Genomic DNA, 12,719 nt, shown 5'->3' on the forward strand with positions numbered 1-12,719 from the left:
GCTGCCACAGGCCAGCCCCGGGGACTCTGGCCGAAGGGGAAAAGGCCCCGGCGGAACTGCCAGAACTACTGGGTGTCACATTGAATTCCCACCCAGAACGAAAGGATTTACCATGAAACGTTCACTGCTCGTGATCGCGATCGCCGGAACAGTCCCGGGGCTCGGCCTGGCAGAACCCCGCATGGTCGATACCGATCGCAACGTGTATATCCCCTCCGAGGAGGACGGGAGCGCCGTACTGAGCGTCGGCGCGGTGTACAACGACGAAGAGTTCCGTATCCATTACAAGTACGAGACCGACGATCCCAGCTGGTATCACCAGGTCTGGCGCTACGAGGATGGCGACTGGGTCCGCTACGGTTCCGGCGGCCCCGGCCCTGACGAACATGGCCTGTACGAAGACCGCATCTCCATGATGCTGGATGACGGCGCGGTCGACGGCTTCGATCGCCTGGGCGGCTGGATGACTGCCCACGAGGGCATGCGCAGCCTGACCTCCGAGGTGGACTCCGAGGCCGTGACCGAGCATCCCAAGCTGGGTGAGGAACTGGGCCGCAGCGACGTGCGCAAGTACCTGCCCCAGACCCGCACGACCGAAGACCCCACGGAAAAGTCCTGGGACCAGATCAAGGACGACGGGGCCCTGGAGGAGCTGCAGAAAGCCGGGGGCTTTATCGATCTGTGGCAGTGGCGCTCGCATCGCAGCCACCCCATGGGCTACGCCGACAACAACTACGTGCTGCACTACCGGCTGTCCTCCGAGGGGGACAGCATGTTCACCGACAACTGGGACGACGAGCAGGACCAGCCCGCCTGGATGTTCGACCCCGAGCAGACCGGCTCACGCTCCCTCGACTGGGAGGCCCTGCTGGATCGCCAGTACGATCAGGATGACCACTACTACATCTCCGAAGACAATGCGGTCCCGTTCGACCCCGACCACGACTGGGAAGAGGGTGACGTCATCCCGCAACGCTTCCTGCAGGAGCCGAGCGGCAGCCGCGGGGCCATCAGCGCCTCGGGCGCTTACGAGGACGGTGCCTGGCGCATCGCCCTGACGCGTTCGCTGGAAGCCCCGAACGAACGCGACAGCAAGACACTGGAACACGGCGGCACCTACAACGTGGCCTTCGCCGTCCACAGTGCTGCGGGCGCCCGCTGGCATCTGGTCTCGCTGCCGCAGACCCTGGGTCTGGAGAACGAGGACGCGGACATCGTGGCCCGCCGGGTGGACGGCAACCTCGACGACGCGGAACCGGAGTGGACCGAGATCGAGGTATTCTATCCCGGCCAGATCACCAATCAGTTCCTCCACAGCGAGAAGCACCCCGGACAGGCGCTGGTGCTGGAAAGCGAGCTCGGCGTCCGCGACGAGCACGACCTCGACACCCTGCCAGACTTCATCGTCGACATGGAACGCCACCTGCTCGAACAGGACGACTGAGCCGAACCGCCCCGGAACCTCCGTCCGGGCACGTCTTCAGGGGGCTGCGGACGCACTCGACGGGCGTCGTGCAGCCCCCCTGATTTGTTGTTTTGCGCCCAAATACTTACCCTATGCACATCGCACGACCCGTGACCGGCGCGCCATTCGGGCTTCCAGCGCGCGCCACGGGACGTCCTGTGCCGCCTTCAAAGGCGCGCACGACAACGATTTCAGCCAACGCTAAGGAGCAACAATGTCCGCACTGATCTGTGGGTCCATGGCCTACGACACCATCATGGTGTTCCCCGATCGCTTCAAGAACCACATCCTCCCGGACAAGGTGCACATGCTGAATGTGTCCTTCCTGGTCCCGGACATGCGCCGCGAGTTCGGCGGCTGCGCCGGCAACATCGCCTACAACATGAAGCTGCTGGGCGCGGACCCGACGATCATGGCCACCGTGGGCGGCGACTTCACCCCGTACGCCGACTGGATGGACAAGCACGCCATCTCGCGCACGTTCGTCAAGGAGCTGAAGGACACCTACACCGGTCAGGCCTTCATCACCACCGACCAGGACGACAACCAGATCACCGCCTTCCACCCGGGCGCGATGGGCTTCTCGCACCAGCAGAAGGTCACCGACGCCGACGGCATCAAGGTCGGCATCGTCTCCCCGGACGGCCGTGACGGCATGATCGAGCACGCCCAGCAGTTCGCCGACGCCGGCATCCCGTTCATGTTCGACCCGGGCCAGGGCCTGCCGATGTTCGACGGCGACGACCTGAAGCGCTTCATGGAGAACGCCACCTACGCCGCGTTCAACGACTACGAGGCGCAGCTGACCGCCGACCGCACCGGCCTGAGCCTGGAACAGCTGGCCGAGATGGTCGACGCCATGATCGTCACCCGCGGTGGCGAGGGCTCCGACATCTACACCGGCGGCAAGAAGATCACCATCCCGTCGGTCGAACCGGCCGCGATCAAGGATCCGACCGGCTGTGGCGACTCCTACCGCGCCGGCATCCTGTTCGGCCTGGAAAAGGGCTACGACTGGGAGACCACCGGCCGCATCGCCTCGCTGATCGGCTCGATCAAGATCGCGCACTCCGGCACCCAGAACCACCACTTCACCGCCGAAGAGTTCGCCGACAAGTTCGAAAAGGCCTTCGGCTACCGCTACTAAGCAACGCCGCCGCCCCGGGCACCCGCCCGGGAACGCAAAAGGCCCGGACCGAGTTCGCTCGGCCCGGGCCTTTTTTGTGGATAGATGGCGCCAACAACGCCGCCACCCCCTGCCCGCACCAACCGCACCCCCCGTCATCCCGCCCGCAACGCCATACCCCGTCATCCCGGCCGTAGCGAAGCGAAGAGCCGGGATCTTCAACGCCAGGCCCACCCCCAACGTCCGAGATCCCGGATAACCGCTTCGCGGTTTCCGGGATGACAGCCCCTTCCCGGCCGCCAGAAGCCTTAGTTGCCCACCGGTGGGGGCATCACTGTAGGAGCGTGCTTGCACGCGAAGCCCCGGCCCGCGTCCGACGCTGGCAGGGGCTTCGCCGGCAAGCCGGCTCCCACAAGGCATTCCTACAAGGCCTCAGTCGCGCTGGTAGGTGCCCACCAGGCGGTTCATGCCGATCACGTGGGGCTCGGCGTGCTCCAGGAACTGCCACAGGGTCAGGCCGGGCGGGAGCTGCAGGTCGGCGTCCAGCGCCAGCAACCAGAAGAAGTAGTGGTGCTTTCCATGGCCCTCGGGCGGCATCGGCCCGCCGTAGCCGGTGCGACCGAAGTCCGTCTGGCCGGGCGCGCCCAGATCGGTCGCCTCGGGGAGGCCATCCAGATCCGGCGGCAGGTTGTACAGCACCCAGTGCACGAAGCCGTAGGTGCCCGGCTGGATCAACGGCGCATCCGGGTCATGGCAGATCACCGCCAGGGACCGGGCGCCCTGCGGCACGTCCCGCCACCGCAATGCCGGGGAGGTGTCCTCACCCTCGCCGCTGTGGCGTTTGGGGATCGGCTGGCCAGGGCCAAAGGCGGAACTCGACAGCTGCATCTCGGACAGTGCAAAACCCATGACGTACTCCTTTGCATTACCTACCCGCACGGTAACGCCGCCGACCGCCGGTCTCCAAGCCAGCACGTGAAGCCCGGCGCTTGCAGACCGCGGACGGCACACGGATGATCCGCGCATGCGCAAGCTACTGAAGAAATGGCTGGGCCGGCGGGATCCGCTGGCGTCCGCCGCCCAGGCGGTTGACCATGGCCGCACGGGCATCGAGACCGTCCTGGGGCTGCCGCACCGACTGTCGGTGCCGCTGCTGCGCCGCCACTTCGGCGACGACGCCGAGCCTTCCGACGCCACCTTCCGCGAGACCGGTCGGGACGGTTACTGGAAGCTGCCGCCACCCGCCCCCGAGTTCGAAGTGCACTTGTACGGCGACCCGGACGGCCGCCTGACGCTGGGCACCATCCGCGGGCACGGCCCGTACGCCGGCCTCGTAGTCTTCAGCGAATGGTCGCCGGATCACCCCTCCGCCGTGTGGCAGCTGCGGGTGGAAGAACCCGCCGGCGAGTCCGCCCAGGCCCTGCACGACCACCTGCTCGACCCGGACCGCGTATGACCCGCCACTGGAAAAAGCGCACTACACCCCCAACGTTGGGTTAAGCAGGCTCGTCGCGGGCGGCGGCGCTCGCAGCGAAGGCTGTGACGCAAGAAGGCGGGCCCTCCGCAAACACTCCACCCAGGCACACCGATCACCATGACGCGAAAGCCCCAGTCCATCTCCCTGGTCCTCGGCAGCGGCGGCGCCCGCGGTCTGGCACAGATCGGCGTGATCCGCTGGCTGGAGGAACACTCGGATTACCGCATCCGCTCCATTGCCGGTGCCTCCATGGGCGCGGTGGTCGGCGGCATCTACGCCGCCGGCCAGCTGGATGCCTACGAGGACTGGGTAAAGTCCCTGCGCCGTCAGGACGTCTGGCGACTGCTGGACTTCTCCTTCCGCGGTGCCGGGCTGATCCGTGGTGACCGCCTGATCGAGAAGCTGCGCGACATGCTCGGCGACATGGACATCGAGGATCTGCCGATCTCGTTCACCGCCGTGGCCACGGACATCGAGCGCGAGCGCGAGGTCTGGCTGAACTCCGGCTCGCTGTTCGACGCCATCCGCGCCTCCATCGCCATCCCCACCGTGTTCACCCCGGTGCGCCTCAAGGGCCGGCTGCTGGTGGACGGCGGCCTGCTGAACCCGGTCCCGATCGCCCCGACCCTGACCGACGACACCGACATCACCCTGGCCGTCAGCCTGAACGGCCGCGTCGGCGAAGAGCTGATCCGTCCCGAGCGCGCCAAGGCGCCCGACCCGGACCGGGAAGAACCCGACAGCGGGTTCCTCAACCATCGCCTGACCGACGCCCTGCCGGATCGCGTCGGCAGCTGGCTGCTGGACTGGCAGGACAAGCTGGGCCTGGGCGAGACCGACCCCGGCCTGAGCCGTGAGCAGGAAGCCCACGCGCTGGGCATGATCGACATCGTCTCCCACTCCATCGAGGCCATGCAGGGCACGATCGCGCGCTTTCGCATCGCCGCCTACAACCCCGAGCACCTGATCGAGATCCCGGTCAACGCCTGCGGCATATTCGACTTCCACCGCGCCGCCGAGATGATCGACCTCGGCTACGAACTCGCCGACCGCAAACTAGGGAGACGCTGATCCATCCCCACGTCCGCGCCGGCCACACACCCCCTCATCGCGGCGGCAGCGCCATACCTCGTCATCCCGGCCAGCGCCCCTACCCCCGTCATCCCGGCCGTAGCGCAGCGAAGAGCCGGGATCTCCAACGCCAGCCCACCCCCAACGCCCGAGATCCCGGATAACCGCTTTGCGGTTTCCGGGATGACAGCCCCTTCCCGGCCGCCAGAAACATCCATCCCCCCTGTGGAGGCCCCTGTAGGAGCGTGCTTGCACGCGAATGCCCCTGCCCGCGTCCGACTCTGGCAGGGGCTTCGCGTGCAAGCACGCTCCTACAGAACCCCAGCCCATATCCTCCCGGCCATCGCCCCACCAGGTCATCCCGGCCGCCGCGCCACACCCCGTCATCCCGGCCGCAGCGCAGCGGAGAGCCGGGATCTCCAAAGCCACGCCCACCCCCAACGCCCGAGATCCCGGATAACCGCTTTGCGGTTTCCGGGATGACAGCACCTTCCGGACCGCCGGAACATCAATCAACCCTGTGGAAGCCCCCCTGTGGGAGCGTGCTTGCACGCGAAGCCCCTGCCAAAGTCGGATGCAGGCACGCGCCGACAGCACCCCGAACTGTAGGAGGCCACGGATCAATGCTTGAAGTGCACGAACAGCCGCCCGTGGTTCTTCGAATCCTTCTCCAGGCGGTGATAGCGCGCCTTGACCTCCGGCTGCTGCAGAAAGCGCAGCACGCGCTTCTTCAGCTGCCCGCTGCCCTTGCCATGGATGATCTCCACCGTCTTGATGCGCTTGTCGCAGGCCGCCTCGATCACGCCGTTCAACTCGGCGTCGATCCGGCGGCCATTGCGAAAGCATTCGTGCAGATCGATCGACAACCGCGACATCGCGAACCCCGCGAGTAGAGGCTCAGTTCACCGTCACCACGATGCAGCGCGCCAGCTGCTGCACCTTGTGCGAGACACTCCCGGAGAGCAGCCCCTGCAGGCCCCCAAGGCCGCGCGAGCCCATCACCACCATGTCCACGTCGTGATACTCGGCCTGTTGCAGGATCACCTTGGCCGGAGAGCCGTCTTCCACATGGTGCTCGATGTCGGTCACGCCCAGATCGGTGAAGTATCCGTGGGCCTGCTCGATCAGCTTCTTCGCGATATCCCGCAGCACCTTCGGCGGCACCGCGGCGCCCACGGCCGCACCGCCCGCTGCCAGCGGCGGATCGTTCGGGTCCGGCAGGTCCGAGAGCTGGCGGATATGCGGCGGCACCTCGCCCTGCAGCAGCACGCTAACCAGCACCACCCGGGCGTGATACTTGGACGCCAGATCCGCGGCCACTTCCACCGCCCGCCAGGCGTTGGCGGAACCATCCACCGGCACCAACATGGTCTTCAGTTCCATACCGCGCTCCTTGTTCCTCACCCCGTGGGACCCAGCCGCTTCCGGGCCGTTCAGTCGCCGCCCAGACTGCCAGAGTTGCCCCCCGCGCGCAGCACTTTTCAGCACCCTATACTGGGCAGAAAATCCGCACAGGAATCGCGATGACCCGCCTGTTCGAAAAGACCTACCTGAAGCCCGGCGCCGCCCCCGGCCACGGCGCCCACGCCACCGAACATCCGCACGCCGACGACGCCACCGTCTCCGCCTGGCACTACCATCGCGAACAACTCGTCGACCTCGACCCGCAACGCACCCTGCGCGAAGGCGTGCAGGCCCTCGACGGCGGCTTTGTCTGGCTGCACCTGCAGGGCGCACCCAGCCCGCGCCAGCTCCACGACCTGGGCGAGGCCTTCGGCCTGCACCCGCTGGCGCTGGAAGACGTGCGCCACCAGGGCCAGCGCCCCAAGGTGGACTTCTTCGACGCGCAAATGGTCGCCATCCTGCGTCAGCCGCGCCATCACAACGGCAACATCGAACTCGACCAGCTCAACCTGTTCGTGGTGGGCACCCACCTCGTCATCAGTGTCCATAGCGGCGCGGCCGATCCCTTCGGGCCGGTCCGCGAACGGATGCGCAACGCCAACCGCAACTTCAACCGGCTAGGCGCCGCGTACCTCGCCTACGCCCTGATGGACAGCGTGATCGACCAGGCCTTCCCGGTGCTGGAACACATCAGCGAACGCCTGGAGACACTGGAAGAGACCGTCCTCGACCAGCCCGACCGCCACACCCTCAACGAGATCCATATCCTGCGGCGCGAGCTCCTTGTCCTGCGCCGCCAGCTCTGGCCCACGCGTGACGTGATCGCCCGCCTCATGCGCGACGACCTCGAGCCCTTCACCCCGGAGCTGTTCCCGTACCTGCGCGACGCCTACGACCACACCATCCAGATCATGGATCTGCTGGAGTCCTACCGCGAGATGGCGGCCACCCTGATCGAGGCCTACATGTCCGCCATCAACCAGCGCTCCAACGACGTCATGCGCGTGCTCACCATCATCGCCACCATCTTCATCCCGCTCACCTTCATCGTCGGCATCTACGGCATGAACTTCGAACACCCCGACAGCCCCTGGTCTATGCCCGAGCTCTACACCTACTACGGCTACCCCATCCTGCTCGGCATCATGCTCGCCGTCGTCGCCGTCATGCTCTACCTCTTCCGCCGCCGCGGCTGGCTGTAGCCCCCACACCCCACCCGTCATCGCGAGGCCGCAACCCGGCCGCGCCCCGCTTCCGCACACCTACCGCCCCACCGTCTTCCCCGGCCTCGCCAAACACCCCCGCCGCAGCCCCACACCCCGTCATCCCGGCCGTAGCGCAGCGAAGAGCCGGGATCTCCAACGCCAGCCCAACCCCCAAACGCCCGAGATCCCGCATAACCGCTTCGCGGTTTCCGGGATGACGACACTGGGACAAAGAGCAGCTTCCGGAGCAACAAAGCCAACGACCGACCGGGAACAACGGCAGGGTCGGACCGCGATAACGGGTTAGAGGCCTCGCCCGGCCGGGCTATAGGGAGGAAGCACCGGGGCGATGGGAGACAATCAAAAAAGCCGGGCGGGGAGCCCGGCTTGTTGAGGGGACTGGGGCTTGTTACCAGTCAGGGGCCCCTTCGTCATCGTCATCGTCGTCGTCTTCTTCGTCGTGGTCACCCATGGAGCCGCCGGCCGCACCACCTTCGGCACCACCGCCGCCCATGGTGCCGCCGCCACCGGCGCCACCAGCACCCCCTTCCGGAGCACCCGCGCCGCCACCGGCAGCGCCTTCGGGAGCGCCAGCGCCTCCTTCAGCACCGGCACCGGCCTCCGGGGCACCGGTATCTGCGCCGGCGTCACCGCCCGCCTGGGCGTGCGCCGCGCCAAGGCCGCCCAGCGCAAACATGGAACCCAGCACCATCGCGATCGCAGTTTTCTGGAAAGTCGACATCATGGTTCTCTCCTTCAAGTTGGAATCGAGTCACAGCCAACCGAATCGGGCCAGTCAGGCTTTCAATTGACTGCGCCAGAGAAGGAGCAAGGGGGATGCCAAACATGACCCCTGCTGACGAAGATCTCATCATCGAAACAAAGTGTGATCGATTCCGCTGGCTCACACCGCAACACTCCACTCCGGAATGATGCAAAACGACACATGGGTTATCGCGACCGGGTCAGAACGCCACACCGCCCACGCGGAAAACAAGATCATGCGCCCGCCAGGGCGAACCGCGCGCCCGAGCTTCGTGCCAGAACCAGCAGGAAGACACGCAGACCGGAAGGTTCAGGCTTGGCGAGTGCCCAGGGCACCGGACCGGACGCCACGGCGCTTCGCGCCTCACGATGACGGGACAGATGCCCCACATTTGGCAGGCCCCAACGCCAAACCCCGGCCGCGGCGCCCCACCCCGTCATCCCGGCTGCAGCGCAGCGAAGAGCCGGGATCTCCCACGCCAGCCACCCCACCCGCACCATCCAAACCCCACAAACCCCGTCATCGCGAGGCCGCAACGCGGCCGCGGCGATCTCCAACCGAAGCCACAGACGACAACACCGCCACGGATCGGTAAGGTAGCCCCCAAACGAAAACGGACCTTCGTCACATGGAAGTCACCCCGGGCAACCCGGCCCACGCCGCGTTCTTCGATCACGACACCGCAACGCCGCTGGCCGCCCCCGAGCAGGTCGAGGCGTTCATCGAGCGCTGGCGCGACACCGGCGGCTCCGAGCGCGCCAACTACCAGCTCTTCCTCACCGAGCTGTGCAAGCTGCTGGAGCTGCCCCATCCCGACCCGGCCAGCGACGACACCGCCGACAACGCCTACGTGTTCGAACGCCGCGTCACCATCCGCAACCCGGATGGCAGCGAGAACCGCGGCTACATCGACCTCTACCGCCGCGGCTGCTTCGTACTGGAGGCCAAGCAGACCGGCAAGGGCCTGCACACCCAGGGCTGGGACAAGGCCATGCTCGCCGCGCAGAACCAGGCCGACCAGTACGTGCGCGCCCTGCCGGAAGACGAAGGCCGCCCGCCGTTCATCGTCGTCACCGATGTCGGCCGCAGCCTGGAGCTCTACTCCGAGTTCTCCCGCTCCGGCGGCACCTACGTCCCCTACCCGGACCCGAGTCGCCACCGCATCCGCCTGGAAGACCTGCGCGACCCCGAGATCCAGCAGCGCCTGCACCACCTGTGGCTCGCGCCGGACCAGCTCGACGCCAGCAAGCACGCCGCCCGCGTCACCCGCGAGGTCAGCGCGCGCCTGGCCGAACTGGCCAAATCCCTGGAACAGCAGGGCTTTGATGTTGAGCGCGTCGCCCACTTCCTCAAGCGCTGCCTGTTCACCATGTTCAGCGAGGACGTCGAACTCCTGCCCAAGGGCAGCTTCACCGCCCTGCTGGAGCGCCTGCAGCAAAACCCCGAACACTTCCCCGACGCCATGCGCTCCCTATGGGAGACGATGAACACCGGCGGCTACGAAGGCCAGCTGATGCACAAGGTGCAGCGCTTCAACGGCGGCCTGTTCCAGAACATCGACCCTATCCCGCTCAACGCCGACCAGATCGGTCTGCTCATCCAGGCCGGCAAGGCCGACTGGCGCTTCGTCGAACCCGCCATCTTCGGCACCCTGCTGGAACGCGCGCTGGACCCGCGCGAACGCCACAAGCTCGGCGCCCACTACACCCCGCGCGCCTACGTGGAACGCCTCGTCATGCCCACGCTCATCGAGCCCCTGCGCGCCGAATGGAACACCGTGCAGGTCGCCGCCGAGGCCTGGCTGCAACAGAACAAGCCTGACAAGGCCCTGGACGAGCTGCGCCGCTTCCACCATCGGCTGTGCGAGACGCGCGTGCTCGACCCCGCCTGCGGCTCCGGCAACTTCCTCTACGTGGCACTGGAACACCTCAAGCGCCTCGAAGGCGAAGTGCTCAACCTCATCCGCGACCTGAGCGCCGGCCAGGCCACCTTCGACACCGAAGGACTCACCGTCGACCCGCACCAGTTCCTCGGGCTGGAGATCAACCCGCGCGCCGCCGCCATCGCCGAAATCGTGCTGTGGATCGGCTACCTGCAATGGCACTACCGCCTGCACGGCCGCCTCAGCCTGCCCGAACCCATCCTGCGCGACTTCCACAACATCGAATGCCGCGACGCGCTGATCGACTTTGATGCCCGCGAACCGATGACCGACGAGCACGGCGAACCCGTCACCATCTGGGACGGCATCAGCTACAAGAAAAGCCCCGTCACCGGCGAACTCATCCCCGACGAAACCGGCCGCACCCCCGTCTACCACTACAGCAACCCCCGCCGCGCCGAATGGTCCGAGGCTGACTTCATCGTCGGCAACCCGCCGTTCATCGGCGCCTCCACCATGCGCCGCGCCCTGGGCGACGGCTACGTGGACGCCGTGCGCAAGGTCTTCAAGGGCATCGTCCCGGACTCCGCCGACTTCGTCATGTACTGGTGGCACATCGCCGCCGAGAAGGTGCGCAAGGGCGAGGCCCGGCGGTTCGGCTCCATCACCACCAACAGCCTGCGGCAGACCTTCAACCGCCGCGTGCTCGAACCGCATCTGAGCGACAGCAAGAAGCCCCTGTCGCTCGCCTTCGCCATTCCCGACCACCCCTGGGTGGACAGCGCCGACGGCGCCGCCGTGCGCATTGCCATGACCGTCGGCGTACCCGGAGACCAGCCCGGCACCCTGCGCCATGTCGTCAACGAACGGGACGCCGGCGACGACGCCCGCACCGTGGAACTGAGCCACAGGCCGGGAAAGCTATTCTCGGACCTCACCATCGGCGCCAACGTAGCAGGTGCCATCACCCTGCAAGCCAATCAGGGCATCAGCAGCCCCGGCGTAAAACTGCACGGTGCCGGCTTCATCGTGACGCCGGACGAGGCAGCGGAACTCGGTTTGGGCAAAACACCCCAAACCGCCCGCGTCATCCGCGAGTACCGCAACGGCCGGGACCTCACCCAGAGGCCGCGCGGCGTCAGGGTCATCGACCTGTTTCGTCTCACTTCCGACGAGGTAAGGGACCAATTCCCGGCGATCTATCAGTGGGTGCTCCAACGTGTAAAACCCGAGCGCGACCAGAACAAGCGCGCCACGTACCGTGACTACTGGTGGCTTTTTGGGGAAGCACGCCGAGACTGGCGGACCATGGCTGCCGGACTGCCACGTTACATTGCCACCGTCGAAACCACGAAGCATCGCGTCTTCCAGTTCCTCGACGCGGACATCCTGCCCGACAACATGCTGGTGAACATCGCCATCGACCGGCCCGCCACCTTGGGTGTCCTGTCCAGCCGCATCCATGCCGCCTGGGCGCTCGCGGCAGGCGGACGCCTGGGCATGGGCAACGATGCCCGCTACAACAAGACCCGCTGTTTCGAGACCTTCGCCTTCCCGGAACTCGACGACCAGCAGGCCGCCACCATCGGCGACCTCGCCGAGCGCATCGACGCCCACCGCAAGGCGCGCCAGGCTGAACACCCGGACCTCACGCTTACCGGCATGTACAACTTGCTGGAAAAACTGCGCGCCGAAGAACCGCTGACCGCCAAGGAACGGACCATCCACGAACAGGGCCTCGTCTCCCTGCTGCGCGAACTGCACGACGACCTCGACCGCGCCGTCTTCGACGCCTACGGCTGGAACGACCTCGCCGACCGCCTCGTAGGCCGCCCCGGCGCCTCCACCCCGCTGCCGGACAAACCCGCCGACCAGGCCGAAGCCGAAGAAGAACTCCTCACCCGTGTGGTCGCACTCAACGCGGAGCGCGCCGCCGAAGAAGCCCAGGGCCACATCCGCTGGCTACGCCCCGACTACCAGGCCCCCGAAGCCACCCAGACCACCGCCACGCTCGAAGCCAAACCCGAGGCCGCCGCCGAGACCCCCACCGAACCGACCAAAAAGCCCACCTGGCCCAAATCCATGCCCGACCAGGTCGAAGCCGTCCGCCGCCTCCTCGCCATCGGCCCCCAGACCCCGGAAGCCCTGGCCAGCCACTTCAAGCGCAAACCGACGAAGTCGATCACCCAGGTCCTCGCCGCCCTCCAAATCCTCGGCCAGGCCACGATGGACGATCAAAGATGGCTTTTGACTTAATCCGACCCAGCTCATTCGACCGTCCTTGGAGTGGAATCGCACCATCACTCTCACCCAGCCTCGGGGA

General features: G+C 66.7%; 10 protein-coding genes. 6 read left to right on the forward strand and 4 right to left on the reverse strand.

Annotation, left to right across the window (positions count from 1 at the left end; translation table 11 throughout):
- Window positions 1-112 precede the first annotated feature (112 nt).
- A complete protein-coding gene (locus tag G335_RS0109105) occupies window positions 113-1,444 on the forward strand; it encodes an ethylbenzene dehydrogenase-related protein (RefSeq protein WP_018176539.1) in 1,332 nt (443 codons plus the stop codon).
- Window positions 1,445-1,679: 235 nt separating this feature from the next.
- Window positions 1,680-2,612 (forward strand): carbohydrate kinase family protein, encoded by a 933-nt coding sequence (locus tag G335_RS0109110; protein ID WP_018176540.1) that lies wholly within the window; start codon window positions 1,680-1,682, stop codon window positions 2,610-2,612.
- A gap of 411 nt (window positions 2,613-3,023) precedes the next feature.
- Here the strand turns inward: G335_RS0109110 and G335_RS0109115 are convergent, their stop codons facing one another.
- Complete coding sequence (locus G335_RS0109115; protein WP_018176541.1) at window positions 3,024-3,500, reverse strand: YbhB/YbcL family Raf kinase inhibitor-like protein; 477 nt, start codon at window positions 3,498-3,500, stop codon at window positions 3,024-3,026.
- Window positions 3,501-3,615: 115 nt separating this feature from the next.
- Here G335_RS0109115 and G335_RS0109120 point away from each other — a divergent pair, with 115 nt between their 5' ends.
- The gene (locus tag G335_RS0109120; protein ID WP_018176542.1) at window positions 3,616-4,047 is read left to right on the forward strand and encodes a hypothetical protein; all 432 of its coding nucleotides are present in this window, start codon (window positions 3,616-3,618) and stop codon (window positions 4,045-4,047) included.
- A gap of 138 nt (window positions 4,048-4,185) precedes the next feature.
- Window positions 4,186-5,139, forward strand: coding sequence for a patatin-like phospholipase family protein (locus G335_RS0109125; RefSeq protein WP_018176543.1), 954 nt, complete (start codon window positions 4,186-4,188; stop codon window positions 5,137-5,139).
- A gap of 620 nt (window positions 5,140-5,759) precedes the next feature.
- Here the strand turns inward: G335_RS0109125 and G335_RS0109130 are convergent.
- Window positions 5,760-6,014, reverse strand: coding sequence for a Smr/MutS family protein (locus G335_RS0109130; RefSeq protein ID WP_018176544.1), 255 nt, complete (start codon window positions 6,012-6,014; stop codon window positions 5,760-5,762).
- A 22-nt stretch (window positions 6,015-6,036) separates the two neighbouring features.
- The gene (locus G335_RS0109135; protein ID WP_018146349.1) at window positions 6,037-6,522 is read right to left on the reverse strand and encodes a universal stress protein; all 486 of its coding nucleotides are present in this window, start codon (window positions 6,520-6,522) and stop codon (window positions 6,037-6,039) included.
- 140 nt (window positions 6,523-6,662) lie between these two features.
- Here G335_RS0109135 and corA point away from each other — a divergent pair, with 140 nt between their 5' ends.
- On the forward strand, window positions 6,663-7,745 hold the full coding sequence (gene corA / locus G335_RS0109140) for a magnesium/cobalt transporter CorA (protein WP_018176545.1): 1,083 nt from the start codon (window positions 6,663-6,665) through the stop codon (window positions 7,743-7,745).
- Window positions 7,746-8,157: 412 nt separating this feature from the next.
- Here corA and G335_RS0109145 read toward each other — a convergent pair whose 3' ends face one another.
- The gene (locus G335_RS0109145; protein WP_018168017.1) at window positions 8,158-8,493 is read right to left on the reverse strand and encodes a hypothetical protein; all 336 of its coding nucleotides are present in this window, start codon (window positions 8,491-8,493) and stop codon (window positions 8,158-8,160) included.
- A gap of 649 nt (window positions 8,494-9,142) precedes the next feature.
- Here G335_RS0109145 and G335_RS0109150 point away from each other — a divergent pair.
- The gene (locus G335_RS0109150; protein ID WP_018176546.1) at window positions 9,143-12,652 is read left to right on the forward strand and encodes a DNA methyltransferase; all 3,510 of its coding nucleotides are present in this window, start codon (window positions 9,143-9,145) and stop codon (window positions 12,650-12,652) included.
- Window positions 12,653-12,719 lie beyond the last annotated feature (67 nt).

The organism is Thioalkalivibrio sp. AKL8, assembly GCF_000380525.1.
In the GTDB taxonomy this organism is placed as follows: Bacteria; Pseudomonadota; Gammaproteobacteria; order Ectothiorhodospirales; family Ectothiorhodospiraceae; genus Thioalkalivibrio; species Thioalkalivibrio versutus.